The sequence below is a fragment of the Paenirhodobacter sp. genome, assembly GCF_047600745.1.
Lineage (GTDB): Bacteria > Pseudomonadota > Alphaproteobacteria > Rhodobacterales > Rhodobacteraceae > Rhodobacter.
On the sequence record NZ_JASGKI010000004.1, the window covers coordinates 1423813 to 1445216 of the forward strand.

18 protein-coding genes are annotated in these 21404 nt (G+C 69.7%); 11 read left to right on the plus strand and 7 right to left on the minus strand.

Annotated features, from left to right (window positions below; all coding sequences use genetic code 11):
• Positions 1–89: 89 nt before the first annotated feature.
• From QM789_RS15685 to QM789_RS15695, 3 genes are all read left to right on the plus strand, one after another.
• Positions 90–383 (plus strand): hypothetical protein, encoded by a 294-nt coding sequence (locus tag QM789_RS15685; RefSeq protein ID WP_420352781.1) that lies wholly within the window; start codon positions 90–92, stop codon positions 381–383.
• Between the two features lie 262 nt (positions 384–645).
• Positions 646–1620 (plus strand): hypothetical protein, encoded by a 975-nt coding sequence (locus QM789_RS15690; RefSeq protein ID WP_420352782.1) that lies wholly within the window; start codon positions 646–648, stop codon positions 1618–1620.
• Between the two features lie 462 nt (positions 1621–2082).
• The gene (locus QM789_RS15695; protein ID WP_420352783.1) at positions 2083–3561 is read left to right on the plus strand and encodes an amidase; all 1479 of its coding nucleotides are present in this window, start codon (positions 2083–2085) and stop codon (positions 3559–3561) included.
• Here QM789_RS15695 and QM789_RS15700 read toward each other — a convergent pair.
• Positions 3558–4436, minus strand: coding sequence for a LysR family transcriptional regulator (locus QM789_RS15700; protein ID WP_420352784.1), 879 nt, complete (start codon positions 4434–4436; stop codon positions 3558–3560). The two genes, QM789_RS15695 and QM789_RS15700, sit on opposite strands and share 4 nt — an antisense overlap.
• Positions 4437–4547: 111 nt before the next feature.
• On the opposite strand from QM789_RS15700, the gene QM789_RS15705 reads away from it, so the two are divergent.
• The 4 genes from QM789_RS15705 (at position 4548) to QM789_RS15720 (ending at position 7949) form a co-directional block, all read left to right on the plus strand.
• Positions 4548–5531: an aldo/keto reductase gene (locus tag QM789_RS15705; RefSeq protein WP_420352785.1), complete on the plus strand. Its 984-nt coding sequence runs from the start codon at positions 4548–4550 to the stop codon at positions 5529–5531.
• A gap of 256 nt (positions 5532–5787) precedes the next feature.
• Complete coding sequence (locus QM789_RS15710) at positions 5788–6255, plus strand: MarR family winged helix-turn-helix transcriptional regulator (RefSeq protein ID WP_420352786.1); 468 nt, start codon at positions 5788–5790, stop codon at positions 6253–6255.
• Complete coding sequence (locus QM789_RS15715; RefSeq protein WP_420352787.1) at positions 6252–7430, plus strand: multidrug effflux MFS transporter; 1179 nt, start codon at positions 6252–6254, stop codon at positions 7428–7430. The genes QM789_RS15710 and QM789_RS15715 overlap by 4 nt, the downstream gene beginning before the upstream one ends.
• Before the next feature lie 72 nt (positions 7431–7502).
• Positions 7503–7949, plus strand: a complete 447-nt coding sequence (locus QM789_RS15720; RefSeq protein ID WP_420352788.1) for a GNAT family N-acetyltransferase — start codon at positions 7503–7505, stop codon at positions 7947–7949.
• A 15-nt stretch (positions 7950–7964) separates the two neighbouring features.
• Here the strand turns inward: QM789_RS15720 and QM789_RS15725 are convergent, their stop codons facing one another.
• The gene (locus tag QM789_RS15725) at positions 7965–9665 is read right to left on the minus strand and encodes an ABC transporter ATP-binding protein (RefSeq protein WP_420352789.1); all 1701 of its coding nucleotides are present in this window, start codon (positions 9663–9665) and stop codon (positions 7965–7967) included.
• Positions 9666–9909: 244 nt separating this feature from the next.
• Between QM789_RS15725 and QM789_RS15730 the strand changes: the two genes are divergently transcribed.
• From QM789_RS15730 to QM789_RS15745, 4 genes are all read left to right on the plus strand, one after another.
• A complete protein-coding gene (locus QM789_RS15730; RefSeq protein ID WP_420352790.1) occupies positions 9910–11550 on the plus strand; it encodes a Na+/H+ antiporter in 1641 nt (546 codons plus the stop codon).
• A gap of 51 nt (positions 11551–11601) precedes the next feature.
• Complete coding sequence (locus QM789_RS15735) at positions 11602–12492, plus strand: DUF1403 family protein (RefSeq protein ID WP_420352791.1); 891 nt, start codon at positions 11602–11604, stop codon at positions 12490–12492.
• 1 nt (position 12493) lies between these two features.
• Positions 12494–13108, plus strand: coding sequence for an SMC-Scp complex subunit ScpB (gene scpB, locus QM789_RS15740; protein ID WP_420352792.1), 615 nt, complete (start codon positions 12494–12496; stop codon positions 13106–13108).
• A 68-nt stretch (positions 13109–13176) separates the two neighbouring features.
• Positions 13177–14628, plus strand: a complete 1452-nt coding sequence (locus tag QM789_RS15745; protein WP_420352793.1) for a phospholipase D-like domain-containing protein — start codon at positions 13177–13179, stop codon at positions 14626–14628.
• Here QM789_RS15745 and QM789_RS15750 read toward each other — a convergent pair.
• Genes QM789_RS15750 through QM789_RS15770 form a run of 5 tightly spaced genes read right to left on the minus strand, consistent with a single transcriptional unit; the run spans position 14619 to position 21403 of the window.
• A complete protein-coding gene (locus QM789_RS15750; protein WP_420352794.1) occupies positions 14619–15848 on the minus strand; it encodes an NAD(P)/FAD-dependent oxidoreductase in 1230 nt (409 codons plus the stop codon). The two genes, QM789_RS15745 and QM789_RS15750, sit on opposite strands and share 10 nt — an antisense overlap.
• Before the next feature lie 24 nt (positions 15849–15872).
• Positions 15873–16529, minus strand: a complete 657-nt coding sequence (pdeM, locus tag QM789_RS15755; protein WP_420352795.1) for a ligase-associated DNA damage response endonuclease PdeM — start codon at positions 16527–16529, stop codon at positions 15873–15875.
• On the minus strand, positions 16522–18891 hold the full coding sequence (locus QM789_RS15760; protein WP_420352796.1) for a ligase-associated DNA damage response DEXH box helicase: 2370 nt from the start codon (positions 18889–18891) through the stop codon (positions 16522–16524). Before QM789_RS15760 ends, pdeM begins: the two co-directional genes overlap by 8 nt.
• Complete coding sequence (locus QM789_RS15765) at positions 18888–20426, minus strand: cisplatin damage response ATP-dependent DNA ligase (RefSeq protein ID WP_420352797.1); 1539 nt, start codon at positions 20424–20426, stop codon at positions 18888–18890. The genes QM789_RS15760 and QM789_RS15765 overlap by 4 nt, the downstream gene beginning before the upstream one ends.
• Positions 20423–21403, minus strand: a complete 981-nt coding sequence (locus tag QM789_RS15770) for a ligase-associated DNA damage response exonuclease (protein WP_420353325.1) — start codon at positions 21401–21403, stop codon at positions 20423–20425. Before QM789_RS15770 ends, QM789_RS15765 begins: the two co-directional genes overlap by 4 nt.
• Between the last annotated feature and the right edge of the window lies 1 nt (position 21404).

The following is a 21404-nucleotide window of genomic DNA, read 5'->3' on the forward strand; positions in this document are numbered from 1 at the left end:
GCAGATCATCAGCTTCCACGGCCCCGGGCGTGCCGCGAACCCGGGGATCGAGATCCGGCTGGAGGATGGCGGCGGCGCGGAACATCGGCATGCCGGTGCGCCCGATGATGACGCTGCGCTATGTGCTGTCGGCGCGCTCCGGCCTGCGCTCGAAGATGCCGGGCCGAAGGTCTGTGCCGAGCAAGCGCGTCATGCTCGGGCCAATGGCGACGGGCTTCGATCTGGCGCAGGGCCGGGAGGCTTATCTGAAACGCGAGATCGACGCCTTTGACGGCATGCTCGAAACCCGCGATCCGAACTGGTCGGCACAGGCGATTTCCTCGGCGCAGAAGCCCGATGTGCTGATCGTGATGCCGACCTCAACAGCTATTCCAGGCTGGTGAAGAAGGCGCAACAGGCGGGGATCCATGTGATCCTTGTCGACACCCCGGCGAATTTCAAGGCCGACGTCTTCACCGGCCCGGACCGGCCCCTGACCGGCCGGAGGCCGAGGCGGTGGTGAAGGTTCGTCGAAGACGATCGGCCTCGTGCAGGGCGATCAGGTGAATGTGACCAGCCTGTTCCAATATGCCGGGATCATGGTTCCGGCGCGACATCCGGATTTGCAGGTGGTGGCGAAGCCCGATTCCAATACTGGGAGCGCGGATGGCCATCGACCTGTTCCGGGGCAAGGCGGTGACGATCCCGCCGATGGACGGCCCCTTCCGCCCCATTACCGTGCTGGCGGAGGCGCCGGTCTTCGCCGACCTGCCCGAACCCGACCTGCTGGCATCCGGCCCCGGTGGCGTGCTGCGCAGTTCGGGTCATGCGCTCAACCCCCTGTCGAGACCCTCGCCGCGCCGGTTTTGGCCTTTCGCCGTCGCGCCGGACGGCACCCGGGTCGTGGCGCAGAACCTGAACTCGCGGCCCGGAAAAGCCGCTGAACCGGCTGCGCGGCATCCGCTTCTCGGCGCAACAGTTCCTGCAATCGCTGAACTTCCCGGTCGGGCCGGCCCGACCTCCGGTTTCACCCGTGACAGCATCATCGCGGCGATGGTCGGGCGCGGGCTTTCGGGCGCGCTTTACCGCGACAGGCCGGGGGCGGGGCTGCGCGCCCCGGGGCGCAAGATCCTTTCGGTTCAGGATCTGTCGCAGGGCGCCATCGTCTATGTCACCAAGGATCGCAAGGCCGAGGGGTTCTTCGAGACGATGGGCATCGCCGAGACCCCGTATTCCGGCCTGCTCACCCCACAACCGCGCCTGCATGGTCGGCCGGGCGGAACTGGCGCGGCGGGCTGGACGAAAAGGCTGAACATCCGCGCGATCAACGACACGGCCCGCGTGGTGGAGCTTTCGGACGGCAATCCGCAGAAGCAAGGGCCTGATCGAACGGCCCCGGCGGGTGATCTCCTTCTGCCTGCCCGAAGTGCTGAACCTGTCGGATCGTATCCTGATCCGCCGACAGGGCCGCATCGTCAAGGCATCCTCCCCCGCCGAGGCGACGGAGGGAAAGACCATGTATGCGGCCGTTCACTGAGGCGGGAACATGGCAACCGTGAAACGGATGAAATCCCGGCGGTCAAGGCGATGTTCGACCACATCCGCGCCACCCGTAACCGCGATTTCATCAACAATTTCTGACGCGCGCCGACCTTTGACCCAGCGCTTCTGGCGCGGAGATGGGCGGGGCTGAAGGCGGTGATGGCGACCTCGGCGCAAGATCGACCCGATGCTGCGCGAGATTCTATATCGCGGATTCCACGGCGAATGCCTGTCAGTATTGCGGGCATTCCCACATCGCGCAGGCGCGTGCGCGGGGAATGACGCACCGCCCCAGTTCGAGGTGCCGATCGACCCCGACGACGGCCTCCGCATCGCGGGACTGCGGCGTTCAACAATCCGGGCCTGCGGAACCGGGAGGCCGCGGCCCGCATCTGTCCCGGGGCCGGGCCGGAAGCGCCTTTCCGGCGGTCTGCCTGCCCAACGGGCGCCAGGAGATCGCCGTTCGCGGCCTATTGAGGGCAGGCGTCCACGGATATTGCCCGTGGCCGACAACCGAACTAGCCTCGTCGCAAGATCACCGACAACAGGGCAGGGTGCCAGATGGCAAAGATCATGAGCTGGGACGAGTGGTTCGCCCGCGACGGCATCGCATTGGCGGATCTGGTGCGGCGGGGCGAGGTCACGGCGGAGGAACTGGCCGCGCAGGCCGCCGACGCCATCGCCGCCGTCAACCCGCAACTGAGCGGCGTGATCGAGGTCTTCGGCGATGCCGTCGCGGATGCCCGCGTGAACGGCGCCGCGCCGGATGGCCCCTTCGCGGGGCTGCCGTTCCTGCTCAAGGATCTCGGCCCCACGCTCGCCGGGCGGTTGCAGGAACAGGGGTCGCTGTTCCTCAAGGGGAATCGCCCCGCCGCCGACAGCTATCTGGTGACCCGGATGAAGGCCGCCGGGCTGAACATCATCGGCCGGACCACGACGCCGGAATTCGGCTGTTGCAGCTCGGCGGAGAACCCGGCGCTTTACGTCACCCGCAACCCCTGGGACACCGGGTTTACAAGCTGCGGATCCTCGGCCGGATCGTCGGTGATGGTGGGGGCCGGGGTGCTGCCGCTCGCGCATGGCACCGATGGCGGCGGGTCGATCCGGATCCCGGCGGGCTGCTGCGGCGCGATCGGGCTCAAGACCTCGCGCGGGACGTTTTCGATCGCGCCCTACGGGTCCGATTTCACCTCCGTCGTCTCGACGCAGGGCTGCATCAGCCGCACGGTGCGCGACACGGCGGCCTTCGTCGATGCCTGCCGGGGCGGTGCGCCGGGCGAATTCATGCCCTATGTCACCCCGGGCACGCCCTATAGGACGCTGATAGACCGCGATCCCGCGCCGCTGCGGATCGCCGTCTCGCATGAATGGGGGCCTTATGCCGCGACGCCGCATATCGCCGCCGAACTCGCCCGCGTCGCCGCATTCTTTGAAACACTGGGCCATCATGTTGACTGGGTGGTGCCAAAGGTCGATCTGGCCCGCGCCTATGCCGCGCAGACCACCTGCTACATCACCAATTTCGCGCAGACGGTGAACGGGTTGCTGCGCAGCCGGGGGCTGGCCGCGCCGCCGCCCGACCTGATCGAGCCGATGAACATCCGGATCTGGGAACAGGGCAAGGACGCGACCTATACCGAACGCGCCGAGATGCAGGCCGTGTTCAACGAAACCGCCCGCGCCTTCGGGGCGTTCTACGAGGATTGGGACATCCTGCTCACCCCCACCACCGCGCGCGAAACGCCGCCGATCGGCACGACCGAATATCTGACGCTGAGCGACACTCCCTGCGCGCGCGACTGGTTCGAGAATTTGTGGGGCTTCTTCGCCTATACGCCGCTGAGCAACCTGTGCGGCACGCCGGGGATGTCGCTGCCGCTCGCGCTGCATGCAAACGGGCTGCCACTGGGGATGCAGATCCACACGAGGCAGGGCAATGACGGGCTGCTGCTGCAACTCGCCGCGCAGGTCGAACGGGCGATCGGGGGGCGCTGGAACCTGGGCCACCTGCCCGCGGTGCATGTGACGAAACTGGCCTAGCGGAGCCTGTAGAAATCGACGAAGGCGCGCAGGGCCGGGCGCATCTGCCGCCGCGACGGGTAGTAAATATGGAACCCGTCGAAGGGCGGGCACCACTCCCGCATGACGGCGATCAGACGGCCCGCGCGCAGGTCGTCGGCCACGGCATCCTCGAACAGGAAGGCCAGCCCCAGCCCGTCGCGCGCGGCCTGCCGGATCAGCCTCTGCTGCGGCAAGATCAGGTTGCCCCGCACCTCCACGCTGAGCGCGCGGCCCGCATGTTCGAGTTCCCAGCGGTAGATCCGTCCGCTGTCGAACCGGCGCCGGATGCAGTTATGCGCGGTCAGCTCGGCGGGGGTTTCGGGCGGCGGATGGGCGCGGAAGTAGCCGGGCGAAGCCACGATCACCCCGCGCCGCGGACCGGTGGCGCGCACCGCGATCATGTCGGCCTCAAGGCTCTCGCCCAGCCGCAGCCCCGCGTCGCAGCCGCTTTCCACCAGATCCTGAAACACATCCGAGACGCGCAGATCCAGTTCGATCTTCGGATAGCGGGTCTGAAAATCGCGCAGCCGTGGCATGATGACCTCCTCCGCCGCCAGAAGCGGCAAGGTGATCCGCAACGGGCCGCCGGGGTCGCCCGGACCCTGACCGGCCTCGGCAAGCCCCCCGGCGATTTCGGCAAGCGGCCCGGACACGCGCGCGAGCAGCCGCTCCCCCTCCTCCGTCGGCCGGGTGGAGCGCGTGGTGCGTGCGAGCAGCCGCACCCCAAGGCTGTCTTCGAGCGCCGCAACCGCATGGCTGACCGCCGAAGGCGCCACGCCCAGCCGGTCGGCGGCGGCGCGAAAGCCGCCGGTTTCCGCCACCGCCGCGAAGACCACCAGTTGGGAAAGCTGCACCCTGTCCATTGATCGAATTGATAGAACAGGCCGTGCGCGATTGCACGGATTATCGCCCCTATCCCGCGCCGCTATCCTGCCGCCATCCTGACAGCATCCAAGGAGGATCACATGGAACAGCGCAAGCTGGGAGAGTTCACCGTTTCGGCCATCGGTCTGGGCTGCATGGGGCTGAGCCAGGCCTATGGCGTGCAGGACGAAGAGGCCTCCGTGCGCACCCTGCACCGGGCGGTGGAACTGGGCGTGACTTTCTTCGACACCGCCGAAATCTATGGCCCGCACCGCAACGAACGCCTGCTGGGCAGGGCGCTGAAGCCCCATCGCGACAGGCTGGTGATCGCGACGAAATTCGGCTTCACCTACAATCCGGACCGGACCGATTTCGGCGAGATCACCGGCACCGACGGTTCGCCCGCCAATGCCCGCCGGGTGGCGGAGGCATCGCTGAAGCGGCTGGAGACCGATGTGATCGACCTCTACTATCTGCACCGCGCCGATCCCGCCGTGCCGATCGAGGAAACCGTGGGTGCGATGGCCGATCTGGTGGCCGAGGGCAAGGTCCGCGCGATCGGCCTGTCCGAAGTTTCGGCCGAAACCCTGCGCCGCGCCCATGCCGTGCATCCGATCACCGCACTGCAAAGCGAATATTCGCTCTGGACCCGCGATGTCGAGACGAACGGCGTGCTGGCCGCCTGCCGCGACCTTGGCGTGACCTTCGTGCCGTTCAGCCCGCTTGGTCGTGGTTTCCTGAGCGGAACGGTGACGATGGGCGAAGGCGACCTCCGTCAGAGAATGCCGCGCTTCCAGCCCGGGAATGCCGAAGCAAACCGCAAGCTGGTCGCGGTCATCGACGGGATCGCCGCCGCGAAGAGCGCCACCACCGCGCAGGTCGCCCTGGCCTGGGTTCTGGCGCAGGGCGCCGATGTGATCCCGATCCCCGGCGCGAAGCAGATCCCCCATCTGGAACAGAACGTCGCCGCCGTGGGGGTCACCCTGGATGCCGCCGAACGGGCGCTTCTGGAGCGGACCTTTGCGCCGGAGAATGTCGCGGGCGGGCGCTACTGGTCGGCCCTGGCGGCCATGTCAGAGCGGTAAGCAGGGCCGCTTTGCCCGGTTGGGGGGCCTGCGGGCGCCCCTCCTTTCCCACCCCCGGTCCAGCGTCCCCGATGGCGATCAGCGACCGGACCTTTCTCCCGGCGGTCCGGGTATCGGGCCGGTCTGCTCTGGGCGTCGCGCCGCCCCTTTCTCCCGGCGGTCCGGGTATCGGGGGCATCGTTACACGCCGAAAAGATGGCGCTTGCGACGAATTAGATTGCATGTCATCTATTTTCGCGCAGCAACGGGACTCGCCATGGCCGAACACGGAACACAATCGCCGCCCCGCCTGGGGCGGTTGGTCGGACAGGTCGGCCGACGCTGGCGCCGCGCCATCGACCACCGGCTGCACGATGTCGCGGTCACCGAGGCGGGCCTTGCGCCGCTGGTGGAGCTGGCGCAGGCGGGGGAACCGCTGCGGCAGAAGGATCTGGCGGCGGCGCTCGGGCTCGACAGTTCGTCCCTGGTGCGGGTGGTGGCGCGGCTGGTGGCCGATGGCCTGGTCCACAGCACGCCCGACCCGGAGGATGGCCGCGCCCGGGCGCTCAGCCCGACCCCGGCGGGCGCCGCCCTCGCCGCCCGCGCCCTCGCCATTTCCGTCGAGCTGGAGGCCGAGGTGCTCTCCGGCCTCGACCCGGACCGGATCGCCGCCGCCCGCGACGTCTTGCAACATATTCTGGACCGGCTGGATCCCGGCGGCTCCGACAAGGACGGTGAACCGTGAGCCCTTCCAAACCCGCCCCGATCTGGCTGCTGGCGCTGCTGACCCTCAGCGGGACGATGGCGATCCATATCTTCGTGCCCGCCCTGCCGCAGGTGGCGGCGGCCTTCGGCACCACCGCCAGCGCGGCGCAGATGACGCTCAGCGCCTATATCGTCGGCCTGGCACTGGCGCAGATCGTCTATGGTCCGATCGCCGACCATATCGGGCGCCGGCCGGTGCTGATCGCCGGGATGGCGATCTATGCGCTGGCCGGGGCGGCGGCCTTTGCGGCGCCGTCGATCCAGGTGCTGATCGTCGCGCGGTTCTTCGAGGCGCTCGGCGGCGGCTCCGGGCTGGTCCTTGGCCGCGCCATGGTGCGCGACGGCGCCGGGCCGGAGGACGCGGCGCGCAAGCTCTCGCTGATGAACCTGATCGTCATGGCGGGGCCGGGGATTTCGCCGCTGGTGGGCGCGGGGCTGGCGGCGGCGACGGGCTGGCGCTCGATCTTCCTGCTGCTGTGCCTGCTCGGGCTGGTGAACCTCGCGCTGGTCTGGCGCCGCCTGCCGCGCGTGCCACAGGCGGAGGGCCGCAGCCTGCGGGTGGTGATGGCGAATTACGTCGCGCTGCTGGGCTCGCCGGGCTTTCTGGGCTATGCGATCGGCGGCGGTTTCGCGACCACGGCGCTTTACGCCTATGTCGGCGCCGCGCCCTTCATTTTCATCAATCAGCTGCACCGTCCGTCGGGCGAGGTCGCCGTGTATCTCGCCTTCAACATCCTCGGCGCCTGGCTCGGCAGCCTGACGGTCAGCCGCCTTGCCGGACGGATCCGGATGCGGCGGCTGCTGGTTGCGGGCAATCTGCTCAGCTGCCTCGGCGCGGGGCTGTTCCTGCTGGCGGTGCTGACGGGGTGGCTGAGCGTTCCGCTCACCGTGGCCACGATGCTGGTCTTCAGCTATGGCGCCGGGATCGCCTCGCCGATGGCGCTGTCCGAGGCGCTGAACCTCAACCCGGCGGCGACGGGCTCGGCCTCGGGCCTGTATGGCTGCGTGCAGATGGTGATCGGGGCGATCTGCGCCGCGCTGAGCGGCATCGGCGGCAACCCCGCGCTGGCGGCGGCGCTGGTGATGACGGCGGCGGGGATCATCGCGCAATTGTCCTTCTGGATCTCGCAACGCTACGCCGCCGACCCGGCCTGACGGCGCCGTCGCGGTCAGTGCCACAGGGAATGATCTGCGCCGTATATGGCATTTCAAAGGAAACGAACGCCCATGATCCGTCAGGCCGTGGCCCGCGATGAACCGAAGATCAGGGAATGCGCCGAACTGGCATATGCCCGCTATGTGCCGCTGGTCGGACGCAAACCCGCGCCGATGACCGCCGACTTCGCAGATCAGATCGCGGCGGGTCGGGTTTATGTATCCGCAACCGACGACGGCGATTTTCAGGGCTTCATCGTATTCTACCCCGAGGGCGAGCATATCCTTCTGGAGAACGTTACCGTGTTGCCAGCTTCAGCGGGTCGTGGGGTTGGCGAGGCGCTTATTGCCTTCTGCGAGAGCCAGGCACGGGCTTGCGGCAAACGTGCCGTCCATATTTATACGAACGAGAAGATGGCAGAGAACCTGTCGATCTACCCGAAACTTGGATACCATGAAGTGGACCGCAGATCCGAAGACGGCTTCAATCGCGTTTATTTCGCGAAGCCCCTTCCCTGACGATCGTCCGGTGGATCAGGCCGCCAGCCGCGCATAGACGCCCTGCTGCGCCAGAAGCGCGTCATGGGTGCCGGTTTCGACGATCCGGCCCGCTTCCATCACCACGATCCGGTCGGCGTTGCGGATCGTGCCCAGACGGTGGGCGATGACCAGCGTGGTGCGGCCCTTCGACAGTTCCTCAAGCGCCTGCTGGATCTCGCGCTCGGTTTCGCGGTCGAGCGCGGAGGTCGCCTCGTCCAGGATCAGGATCGGCGGGTTGCGCAGGAAGGCCCGCGCGATCGCCACCCGCTGGCGCTGCCCGCCCGAGAGCATCACCCCGCGCTCGCCCACCAGCGTGTCGAGCCCCTCGGGCAGTGTCTCGATCAGCGGCGCGAGCTGCGCCCGGGCGGCGGCGGCGCGGATGTCGTCTTCCGAGGCGCCCAGCCGGCCATAGGCGATGTTCTCGCGCAGCGTGCCGCCGAACAGGAACACGTCCTGCGACACCAGCCCGATCTGGCTGCGCAGGCTTTCGAGCGTGATCGCGTCCAGCGCCCGCCCGTCCACCGTGATCCGCCCCGAGGTCGGCTCGTAGAACCGCGGCAAGAGTGACAGCAGCGTGGATTTCCCCGCGCCGGACGCGCCGACGAAGGCCACCGTCTCCCCCGGCCGGACATGCAGCGAAATGTCCCGCAGCACCGGGCGCGTCGTGTCATAGGCAAAGCCCACATGGTCGAAGACGATATCGCCCTTCAGCCCCGGCGCCGGGCGGGCCTGCGGACCGTCGGCGATTTCCGCCTCGGTCTCCATCAGTTCCAGATAGCGCCTGAACCCGGCGATGCCGCGCGGATAGGTTTCGATCACCGAGGCGATCTTGTCGAGCGGCCGGAAGAACACGCCGACCAGCAGCAGGAAGCCGACGAATCCCCCCGTGGTCATCGACCCGTTCAGCACGAAGCCCGCGCCGACGACCATCACCACGATCTGCACCAGCCGCATCCCCATGTATTGCAGCGCGCTGGAGGCGGCCATGACCTTGTAGGCCTCCAGCTTGGTGTTGCGGTAATTCTGGTTGTCGACATCGAAGAGCGCGCGTTCGTGGCGTTCGTTGGCGAAAGCCTGCACCACGCGGATGCCGCCGATCGCCTCTTCGAGCCGGACGTTGAACTGGCCGACGCGGGCATAGATCTCGCGCCAGGTGTTGGTCATCCGCCCGCCGTAGACGGTGACGAGGACGGACATCGCGGGCACCACCGTGGCGGTGATCAGCGCCAGTTTCCAGTGGATCGACAGCATCAGCAGGAAGGCGCCCACGAAGGTCATGATGGCGATGAACAGGTCTTCGGGGCCGTGGTGGGCGACCTCGCCGATCTCTTCGAGGTCGCGGGTGACGCGGGCGACCATCTTGCCGGTGCGCGCGCGGTCATACCAGCGCCAGCTCAGTCGGGTAAGCTGGTCAAAGGCGCGGCGGCGCATCTCGGTTTCGATGTTGATCCCCAGCCGGTGGCCCCAGTAGATCACGATCGCCATCAGCCCCGCGTTCAGCAGGTAGATCCCCAGAAGCCCCGCCCCCGCCGCCAGCGTCAGGCCCCAGTCGCCGCGCGGCAGCAGCCGGTCGATGAAGGCCGCGATCGCCACCGGGAAGGCCAGTTCCAGCAGCCCCGACAGCACCGCACAGCCGAAATCGACCCAGAACAGCCCACGCCAGGGCCGGTAATAGGACATGAACTGACGCAGCATTCCGGCCTCCGCTGGATGGGGACGGCTCTGCTATACTGCGCAAAGGCCGGGTTGCGCCAGCGCGCATTGCGCGGCCCCGCCCCGGCATCTTCGCCCGAGCCGCCTAACCCTCCCATGCCGGTGGTCGCCTCGCCTCGGCGCCCGACGAAGCGCATTGACCTGATCGGAGAGAAATCGGAAAAGCGGGCCAGTTCCGCCCGGCCACGGCAAGACCCCCGGTCCCTCCCCCCGATGCAGGTGCCCCTTGGAAACGCTGATCACTGTCCTGATCCTTCTGTTCGCGGTCGTCGTCAGCGGCGGGGTGGCGCGGTTCCTGCCGCAGGCGATCCCGCTGCCGCTGATCCAGATCGGCACCGGCATCCTGATCGCGGCGGTGGCCGACCTCGGCATCGTTCTGGATCCGGAGTTGTTCTTCGTGCTGTTCCTGCCGCCGCTGCTGTTTCTCGATGGCTGGCGGATCCCGAAACAGGGGCTGTTCGCCGATATCGGCGCGATCCTCGACCTGGCGCTCGGGCTTGTGGTGTTCACGGTGCTGGGGATCGGCTTCTTCGTCCACTGGATGATCCCGGGGATCCCGCTGCCGGTGGCCTTCGCGCTGGCGGCGATCCTGTCGCCAACGGATCCGGTCGCGGTTTCGGCGATTGCGGGGCGGGTAAAGGTGCCGAAGCGGCTGATGCATATCCTCGAAGGGGAATCGCTGCTCAACGATGCCTCGGGGCTGGTGTGCATGCGCTTTGCCGTGGCGGCGGCGATGACGGGGATGTTTTCGCTGCCGCAGGCGGTGGGCACCTTCCTGTGGCTGGCGCTCGCGGGGATCGCGGTGGGCGTCGCGGTGACCTGGGTGGTGACCAAGGCGAAGGGCTGGATCGCCCGCCGCTTCGGCGAGGATGCCAGCGCGCAGATCCTGGTCAGCCTGCTTCTACCCTTCACCGCCTATCTGATCGCGGAACATCTGCATGCCTCGGGCATCCTCGCCGCCGTCGCGGCGGGCATGGCGATGAGCTATGCCGAACAGACGGGCCGCACCCTCGCCACCACGCGGATCCGCCGCAACGCGGTGTGGGATGCGGTGCAGTTCGCGCTGAACGGGGTGATGTTCGTCGTGCTGGGCGAACAGTTGCCCGCGATCGTGTCGAAGGCGGCGCAGGTGGTGCGCGACACCGGCCATGTCCATCCGGCCTGGATGATCGTCTATGTGCTGGCGATCAACGCGGCGCTGGCGGCGCTGCGCTTCGGCTGGGTCTGGGTCGCGCTGCGGCTGACGATCTACCGCGCGCGGCGGAACGGCACGCCGAAGCAGCTGCCCGGCTGGCGGCTGGTGGCGGCGACATCGGTGGCGGGCGCGCGCGGGGCGGTGACGCTGGCGGGTATCCTGTCGCTGCCGCTGCTGCTCGACGATGGCAGCCCGTTCCCGGCGCGCGATCTGGCGATCTTCCTCGCCGCCTGCGTCATCATCGTGTCGCTGGTCATGGCCAGCACCGCGCTGCCGGTGCTGCTCCGCGGGATGGACATGCCCGCCCCGCCCAGCGAGCAGCGGGCCGAAGATGCGGTGCGCACCGCCGCCGCGCAGGCCGCGATCCAGGCGGCGCAGGCGGTGCAGCAGAGCGTCCCCGAAGGCGCGCAGACCGAGCTGTACACCCGGGCCGTCTCGCGCCTGACCGACTATTACCGCGAGCGGATCGAGGGCTATGCGGCCAAGGAAATCGCCGATACCGCCCGCGCCCATGCCGCGCTCGAAGCCGAGCGGCAGGTCTGGCTTGCCGCCGTGCGGGCCGAGCGGGCGGCGATCTATCTGGCGGTCCAGCGGCGGCAGATCCCCGAAGATACCGCGCGCCGGATGGTGCAGGCGACGGACCTGCTCGAATCCAACCTCACCAATGCCTGAGCACGGGGAAAATCCGGTGGATCCGGCGCGCCGCGCCACATAGGATGGGGCATGCCCGAGCACCTTCCCCCTTCCCCCGTCGCCCCTCCCCGCTGGATCCGGCAGGGCGTGGCGCGGGACGATGCGGAAACCGCGCTGTTCGCCGCCGGGGCGGCGCTGGCGGTGCTGGATCCGGCGGCGCGGAGCGAACATCCCGCGGGCATGGTCTGGCGGCGGCGGCTTGCGCTGATGGCGGCGGTGGCGACATCCGCGCTCGACGGGCGCCGCGCGGGCGAGGCACAGTTGCGCGATCACTGGGCGCTGCGGCGTCCGGGCGACGATCCGGGGCCGGATGGTCGGATGCTGGAGGGCTGGCGCCTGCTCGGGCTGCGCCCGGCGGACTGGCCCAGCCGTCTGCCCGGCTGCTTTGACCTGCCGCCCGAACCGGTTGCCGATCTGCTGCGCGGGCTGGGCGCGCGGCTCGCGGGCCGGGCCCTGCCGCTGCGCACCGCCGCCGAGGCCGCGAACGAGATCCGCGCCCTCGGGCCGCCCTGTCGCGGGCTGGCGCTGTGGGTCGGGGATGCGGTTCTGGCCCGTGCGCTTGGCTGGGCCCGTCCGGTGCCGCTCATCGCCGCGCATCTGCCGCGCGCGGCCTTCCGGCTGACGGGGGAGGACTGGCTGACCGCCTGCGCCGGGGCCTGGGCGCGGGGGGCCGTTGCGGCGTTCGACCTGCACGGCGATCTCGTGCGGCGGGCCGAGGCGTTGCGCCTTGCCGCGCCGAAGCTGCGCGGCAAGGATGCGCAGGCAGCGGTCGCGGCGCTGATGGCCGAGGATGCGATCCCCGCGCAGGCCGGTGCCCGGACAAGCGACCGCGCCGCCCGCCGCCTGTTCGAGCGCCTGACCGGGCTGGGCCTGGTGCGCGAACTGACCGGGCGGGCGACCTTCCGGCTTTATGGGCTGTAGCATGGGCCTCGATACCGAACTCGTGGACCTGCCCCCCGCGCTGCGCTGGCGCGAATGGATGGCGCGGGTCGAGGCGGTGCTGTTCGCCTCGTCCGCCCCGGTGGGGCGGGAGGTGCTGGCGCGGGTCGTCGGGCGGGATTGCGCGCTCGACCTGCTGATCGAGGACATCGCCACCGAACTGACGGATCGCCCCTATGAAATCGCCCGCGTGGCGGGTGGGTGGCAGTTCCGCACCCGGCCCCGGCACGCCGCCGCGATCCGCGCCGCGCGGGCCGAGCCCGACACCCCCCGCCCCCTGTCGCGCACCGAAATGCTGGTGCTGGCGGTCATCGCCTATCTGCAACCGGTGACGCGGAGCGAGATTTCGCGCCTGACCGGGCGCGAGGTCAGCCGCGACCTGATCGCGCGGCTGCACCGGCAGGGGCTGATCGCGCGCGGCCCGCGCAGCCCGGAACCCGGCGCCCCCTACAGCTATGTCACCACGCGCGGCTTTCTGGTTCAGTTCGGGCTGGAAACCCTGCGCGACCTGCCGGATATCGAGGCGCTGGAGGATGCGGGCCTGCTGGAGCGGGACACCGGGCCGGGGCTGGACCTGCCGATCCGCCAGGAGCCCTAGAGCGGCCATCGGGAACCCTTCGCGGCCTCGGGCGTTGGCGGCAGAGCGGATTTCATGGGTGGACCACAATGCCGGAAACATCCCTGCTGCGCCCCGGAACGAACTGCTGGCGGATCGAGCCCGCCCGGCGGTTCGCCTTCATCGTCGACGGCGCGGATTACTTCGTCACCCTGCGCAAGGCCCTGCTTCGGGCAAGGCGGTCTATCATCCTCGTCGGCTGGGATTTCGACCCGCGGATCCGCTTTGGCGACGCGGACGACGGCGGGCCGGAGCGGCTGGGCGATTTCATCCTGTGGCTGGCGGAGCGCACCCCGTCGTTGCAGATCCGCCTGCTCCGCTGGGACACCGGAGCGTTCAAGTCGCTGCTGCGGGGCAATACGCTGCTCACCGTCCTGCGCTGGAAGGCGCATCCCCGGATCACCCTGCGGCTGGACGCGAAGCATCCGCTGGCCGGGTCGCACCATCAGAAGATCGTGGTCATCGACGACAGCCTGGCGTTTTGCGGCGGGATCGACCTGACGATGCAGCGGTGGGATACCCGCGCGCATCTGGACGGCGACCCGCGCCGGATCAGCCCGAACGGCAAGCCCACCGACCCGTGGCATGACGCGACCAGCGCCTTTGACGGCGAAGCGGCGCGCGCGATCGGCGATCTGGCCCGGGCGCGCTGGCGCACCGCCACCGGCGAAGAGCTGCGGCCCGAGGCGGACTGCCATGACTGCTGGCCCGAAGAACTGGCGCCGACCTTCACCGACATGCGGCTCGCCATCGCGCGGACGATCCCGGAAATGGACGATCAGCAGCCGGTGCATGAAATCGAGGCCGCCTGGGTCGACATGATCCACGACGCGCGGCGGATGATCTATGCCGAAAGCCAGTATTTCGCCTCCCGCCGGATCGGACGGGCCATCGCCGAGCGGCTGGCCGGGGAAGACCCGCCCGAGATCGTCATCATCACCCCGCATTCCGCCGATGGCTGGCTGGAACCGCTGGCGATGGATACCGCGCGGGCGAAGCTGGTCGAGGCGCTGCGCCGGATCGACCGGCACGGGCGCCTGCGGATCTATCACCCGCAGACGGCGGGCGGCGCGCCGATCTATGTCCATGCCAAGGTCATGGTGGTGGATGACCGCCTATTGCGGGTGGGATCGTCGAATTTCAACAACCGCTCGATGCGGCTCGACAGCGAATGCGACGTGATCCTTCCGGCGCAGGAGCGGTTGCGCGACAGCATCGCCCGGCTGCGCGACGACCTGCTGGCCGAACATCTGGGCGTGGATCCGCAGGAGGTGGCGCAGACGCTCGCGCGGACCGGCTCGCTGATCGCCACGGTCGAGGCGCTGCGCGGGCCGGGGCGTGGCCTCGTGCCCTACGAACTGCCCGAACTGTCGGAGTTCGAGGAATGGCTGGCCGAGAACGAGATCCTCGACCCGAACGGCCCCGAGGACATGTTCGAATCCCCCGCGAAGCGCGGGTTGTTCAAGGGCTGGGCGCGGCTGAAGGCACGCCTTCAGCGGTAGCGGAAGATTTCGGCATCCGGATCCGGCTTTCCCGCGATGGCGGCGGCGATGATCTGCGCCCCGATCACCGAAAAGGTGATGCCATTGCCGCCGAACCCCATGACCGCGAAGATCCGCTCGAAACCCGGCACGCGGTCGATGATCGGCAGGCCGTCGTCCGTCACGCTGAACGGCGCGGACCAGATGCAGGCGGGCTTGCCGATATCGACGCCGGTCAGGGCGCGCAGCTTCCGGGCGATCACCTTCGCCTTTGCCTTCAGCTTCTTCGGGTCGGCATTGGTGTCGGCGGCCTCCTCGTCCTCGCCGCCCGCGATCACCCGCCCCGCGTCATCCGTGCGGAAATACAGATAGGGGTCCGATGCCTCCCACACGATGGTGTCGCCCATCCACTCCGGCAGGCCCGGCAGCGGCTCCGACGCCAGCGCCCAGGTCGAGGTGACGTGATGCGAGGGCGTGTTCATCTGCGGCAGGTATTCATAGCCGGTGCAGAAGACCGCATGCTGCGCCACCAGAACCTCCCCCCGCCGCGTCGCCAGCGCCACGCCGCAGGGCAGCTCCGCCATATCCGTGATTTCGACCGGCGAAACGATCTGCGCCCCGCGCGCCATCGCCGCCCGCAGCAGCCCCGCCGTCAGTTGCGCCGGATTGGCGGAGGCCGACGCCTCGGACCGGATCGCGGCGGTGCGGTCCATGCCGTAGCGCTCCCTCAGTTCGGCGCGTTTCAGGTATTCGGCCCGGATGCCCGCGTCCTCCCGCGCCTGTGCCTCCGCCGCCAGCGCCCGCGCGCCCATCTCGTCACCCGCAAGATAGAGCGCGGGCTTCGGCGCCATCTGGCAATCGAGCTTCAGCTTTGCGGCCAGATCCACCAGATCCGCCACCGCCCGCACCGAGCGCCGCCAGGCCCGGTCCGCGGGCTCCGCGCCGATCTGCTTGCGCAGCCGGGTCAGCGGCACGTCGATCTCATGCTGGATCATCGCGGTCGAGGCGGGCGTGGAGCCGCGCACCGGCGGGCGGCGATCGAGGATCAGCACCGATTTCCCCGCCCGTGTCAGCGCCTCGGCCACCAGCGCGCCGGAAATCCCGGCGCCGACCACGATCACGTCGAACCGGTCGCGGGTCAGGGTCGCCTGCACCGCCACCGTCGAATGCGGGGTCCGGACCCAGAACGGGGCGCCGGTCCTCAGGTCGTCCTTGCGGGTCTTCGCCTTCTGCTTTGCCATCGCCGCCTCCGCCGGGGTATGGCGTCAAACGCGCCGGGGCCCGCGCGGTTCCCGCAGAGGCAGCGCGAAGATCCTCTCGCCGCAGGCCAGCGCGATGCCGCCCCCTGCCAGCGCGGCGAAGGCCGGATCGGCAATATCCAGCCCCCCGGTATAGGTGCCGAAGGCGGGCAGGATCAGATGCCCCTGCCCCAGCACGAAACAGCGCCACCGCCGCCCCGCCAGCCGCACCGAGGGGTGCATATGGCCGGAAATGTCCGGCCCCTGCGCCGCCTGATGCCGCAAGGCAATGGCACCGGGCAGTTCCGCCGCGCTCCGCCCCGGCAGGCCCGGCGGGGGGTGCGGATCATGGTTGCCGCAGATCCACAGCCAGTCCCGCCCCGTCGCCATGCCGTGGATCCGCGTCTCCGGGGCCAGCCGCCGGGCGGCAAGGTCGTCGTCGAAGGCATCGCCGAGCGACACCACATGCGCCGGATCCAGCGCGGCGATCTCGGCCTCCAGCCGGTCGAGCGTATCCACCACCTCGAAGGGCGGCAGCAGGGCACCGCCGCGCCGGGCATAGCGTTCCGACCGGCCCAGATGCAGATCGGCGACGATCAGCATCCGCCGTTCGGGCCACCACAGCGCACCCGAGGGCCGGGCGACGAAGCCCGCCCCGGCGAAGCGAAACGCATGGTCAGCCATCGCCCGGCCCCGCCCCTGCGTCATCCAGCCCCGCCTCCGCCATCATCTCCCGCGCCAGCCGTTCGGCGAGCCGCGCCGGACCCTCTCCACCCAGCCGCACCCGCCCCATCTCCAATAGCAGCGGCGCGGCGAGCGGCGAGACCCGGGACAGCCTGCGCATCTCGACCGGGCGGCCCTGCATCGCGGTGAGGCGGTCGAAGTCGATCAGGCCGCGCCGGGCCTCCTCGCGCGTTGCGCGCAGCAGGATATGGCCGGGGTCGTGGCGGCGGAGCGTGTCATGGATGATGTCGCTCGAAAACGTCGCCTGTTTCGCCGTGGCCCGCGCGCCGGGGCGGTTGCGCTGGATCAGCCCGGCGATGGTGGCGACGGACCGGAAGCTGCGCTTCATCAGCGAACTCGCCACCAGCCAATCCTCCAGCCCCCGGTCCAGAACCGGCGCGGCGATCAGCGGCGCGGCATCCGCCACCCTGTGCAGCGAGGTCACCATCAGCGCGTGATCCATCGCCAGAAACCCCAGGGGCGCGAGGTCCAGATCCTCCATCTGCCGTGTCACCAGAAGGCCCAGCGTCTGATGCGCGTTCTGCCCGGCAAAGCCGTAGATCACCAGATGCCAGCGGCCCCCGCGCGGGAAGGTCTCGCACAGCAGCATGCCGGGGCGGGGCAAGGCGCTGACCCGCGCCTGTAGCGCCAGCCAGTCGCGGATGCCCTGCGGCAGATCCGCACCGGGATCGGCCAAGATCGCCTGTATCCGCTGCGACAGCACCGTCGAGGTGGCGAATTTCAGCCCCGACCAGGTGGCGATCTTCGGCTCCCGCCCCGGCGCGGGGGTGACCTCCATCACCAGATCGCGGATCCGGTCGTAGCGCAGCACCTGCCCGCCCAGCAGGAAGGTATCGCCGGGCGAAAGGCTGGCGGCGAATGTCTCCTCGATCTCGCCCAGAAGGGCGCCCCGGCGGCGGACCTTCAGCTTTTCGGGTTCGGTGATGGTGCCGATGTTCATCCGCAGGCCCCGCGCCGCGCGCGGATCGCGCAACTGCCACAGCCCGCCCCGCAGCATCAGCCGCTGCCAGCGGTCATAGGCCCGCAGCGCATAGCCCCCCGTCGCCGCGACATCCAGGCAGGCATCGAAATCCGCCCGCGTCAGCGCGGCATAGGGCGCCGCCCCGCGCACCTCGGCATAAAGCGCATCGGCATCGAACGGCCCGGCGCAGGCGGTCAGCAGGATATGCTGGATCAGCACGTCGAGCGGCCCCGGCCCGCGCGGCTCGCCATCGAGTTCGCCCGCCCGCGCCGCCTCCAGCGCGGCGAGGCATTCGATCACCTCGAACCGGTTCGCCGCCACGATCCGCGCGCGCGACGGCGCATTGTAGCGGTGGTTCGCGCGCCCGATCCGCTGCACCAGCCGCTTGATGTTGCGCGGCGCGCCGACCTGGATCACCAGATCGACATCACCCCAGTCGATACCCAGATCAAGGCTGCCGGTCGCCACCACGGCGCGCAGGTCGCCCGCCGCCATCGCCGCCTCGACCCGCTGCCGCGCCTCGCGCGCCAGCGCCCCGTGATGCAGCCCGATCGGCAGGCCCGCGTCATTCGCCATCCACAGCGCCTGAAAGAACAGCTCCGCTTGCGCGCGCGTGTTCAGGAAGATGATCGTCGTCTTCGCCGCCGCCACCGCCCCCAGAACATCGGGCACCGCATAGCGCCCGCCGCCCCCGGCCCAGGGCGGCGGCTGGCGGGTTTCCAGCAGGGCAATGTCCGGCGCGGGGCCGGGATCGGCGCGGATCACCGCCTCCGCCCCCATGAACCGCGCGAGCGCCTGCGGATCCTCGACCGTCGCCGACAGGCCCGTGGTGATCACCCCCGGCGCCAGCGCGCGCAGCCGCGCGAGGCAGAGCATCAGCTGATCCCCGCGTTTCGATTCCGCCAGCGCGTGGAGTTCGTCCAGCACCACCCGTTTCAGCCCCGCGAACATCCGCGCCGCCTCCGGCCAGGACAGCATCAGCGCCAGCGATTCCGGCGTGGTCAGCAGAATCTCCGGCGGGTCGGCGCGCTGCCGCCTGCGCTGGCTGGCGGGGGTGTCGCCGGTGCGGTCGCCGATCCGCACCGGCAGCCCCATCTCCGCCACCGGCCGGGCAAGGTTGCGCCCCACATCCGCCGTCAGCGCCTTGAGCGGCGAGACGTAAACCGTATGCAGCCCCCCACCCCCCTGCGCCAGATCGACGAGCGAGGGCAGAAACCCCGCCAGCGTCTTGCCGCCGCCCGTCGGCGCGATCAGCAGCGTATCGCCCCGCGCCCCGAGCAGCGCCAGCTGATGCGGATGCGGCTGCCAGCCCCGCGTGGCGAACCACTCCAGCGGGGTCACAGCAGCGCCCTCAGGCTGTCCAGCCGGTCGGCCTCCGCCGCCGGTTTGTCCCAGCGGATCCGCGCGATGCGGGGAAAACGCATCGCCAGCCCCGAGCGATGGCGGGGCGAGGCATTCAGCCCCTCGAACGCCACCTCGACCACCAGCTTCGGCGCCAGTTGCCGCACCGGGCCGAAGCGCTGCACGGTGTTCTTGCGCACGAAGCGGTCGAGGTCGCGCAGTTCCGCGTCGGTGAAGCCGAAATAGGCCTTGCCCACCGGGACCAGATCCGCCCCCTGCCACAGGCCGAAGGTGAAATCGCTGTAAAAGCCCGAGCGCTTGCCATGCCCCGCCTGCGCATAAAGCAGCACGGCATCCACCAGCATCGGGTCGCGCTTCCACTTGAACCACGGCCCGCGCGGGCGCCCGCCAAGATAGGGCGCATCGCGGCGCTTGATCATCACGCCCTCGATCCCCGGCGTGGCGCGCAGCGCGGCAAGGTCGTCCCATGTGGCAAAGGGCAACATCGGCGAGAGGTCGATGCGGGGGCTGTCGAACGCCGCCGCCTCCAGCCGCGCCCGGCGTACGCTCAGCGGCAGCGCCCGCAGATCCTCCCCCCGCCAGGTCAGGATGTCATACAGCCGCAGCGCCGCCGGATGGCTGTGCAGCAGCGCGCGGCCCACCTGTTTGCGCCCCAGCCGCTTTTGCAGATCGCCGAAGGGGGCGATTTCGGCGCCGCGCCGGATCAGCAATTCGCCATCCACCGCGCCCTCGAAGGTCAGCGCATCGAGAATGTCGGGGAAGGCCGCGCCGATGTCCTCGCCGGTGCGGGAATAAAGGCGGCGCGTGCCGCCTTCGGATACCGCCTGCACCCGGACCCCATCCCATTTCCATTCCGCCACATGGTCCCGCGCGTCCAGCGCGGCGAGGTCTTCGGGCGTCACCGGGGTCGAAAGCATCACCGGGCGGAACGGTGCCGCCACCGGCGCGGGCGGCGCCCCACCCGCAAGCCAGGCGAACAGGTCGGCGAAGGGCGGCGCCATCCCGTGCCAGATCTCCTCGACCTCCTCCACGCTGCGCGCCGTGCCCATCGCCAGCGCCATCCGCGCAAGCCGCGCCGAAACCCCGACCCGCAGGTTCCCGGTGGCGAGCTTCAGCAACGCCAGCCGTTCGGGCGGGCTCAGCCGGTCCAGCAGATCCGCAACCACCCCCGGCAGCGCCAGCTTCCCGGTTTCGCGCAGCAGCAACACCGCCTGCGCGAGCGTCATCTCCGCCCCCGGACCGGAGACGGGCCAGATCAGCGCGATGGTTTCCGCCAGATCGCCAACGAAATCATAGGACAGGCGGAACAGTTCGGCATCCACCCGCTCCGCCGCCAGCCGCTTCAGCAACGCGGGCGACACCTGCCGCAGGTCCAGCGTGCCGGTCAGAACGGCCAGCGCATAGCCGCGATCGGGGTCCGGCGTGTCGCGCAGGTAATGCGACAGGATCGTCAGCTTGGCATTGCGTCCCGGCGTGAAGGCCAGACGTTCCAGAAGCCGCGCAAAGGCCCTCATTCCGGCTCCCCCCCATAGCCGATCAGGCGCAACGGGCGCGCGGGGATGCCTTCGATCGCGCACCAGCGCAAAAGGCCATCCTCCGCGCCATGGGTGATCCAGACCTCTTCGGGCGCCAGATCCCGGATGGTGGCGGTCAGTTGCGGCCAGTCGGCATGATCGGAAATCACCAGCGGCAGTTCCACCCCCCGCTGCCGCGCCCGCGCCCGCACCGTCATCCAGCCCGAGGCCCCGGACAGGACCGGATCGCGGAACTGCTGCACCCAGGGCGTGGCAAAGGCCGAAGGCGGCGCCAGCACCAGCTGCGCATCGCCCACCGGGACCAGCGGGCCAAGATCCACCCCCTGCCCGATATGGTAATCGCACAGCCGTTTCAGCGCGCCATGAATGGCGATGGGCGCCTCATACCCCGCCGCGCGCACCAGCGCGATCAGCCTTTGCGCCTTGCCGAGCGCATAGGCCCCGAGCAGATGCGGGCGCTCTGGAAATTCCGCCATGCTGGACAGCAGCCGGGCCACCTCCGCCATCGGATCGGGATGGCGAAAGATCGGCAGGCCGAAGGTCGCCTCGGTGATGAAGACATCGCAGGCGACCGGCTCCCACGGCGCGCAGACCGGGTTCGGCGTGCGGCAGTAATCGCCCGAAACCAGGATCCGCGGCCCATCGTCCGGCGCAATCAGGATCTGCGCCGAGCCGAGCACATGCCCCGCCGGATGAAAGCTGACCGTGACGCCGCCGATCCGCAGCGGGCCTTCGGCCACCTGCCGGGTGGCGGTGAAGCCTTCGCCATAGCGGATCGCCATGATGTCGAGCGTCTGCCGCGTGGCCAGCACCGCGCCATGGCCCGGGCGGGCGTGATCGGAATGTCCATGGGTCACCAGCGCGCGCGGAACCGGGCGGAGGGGGTCGATATGGAAATCCCCCGGCGCGCAATACAGCCCCGCCGGGGTGGGATAGACGATCTCCTCCGCCCGCAGC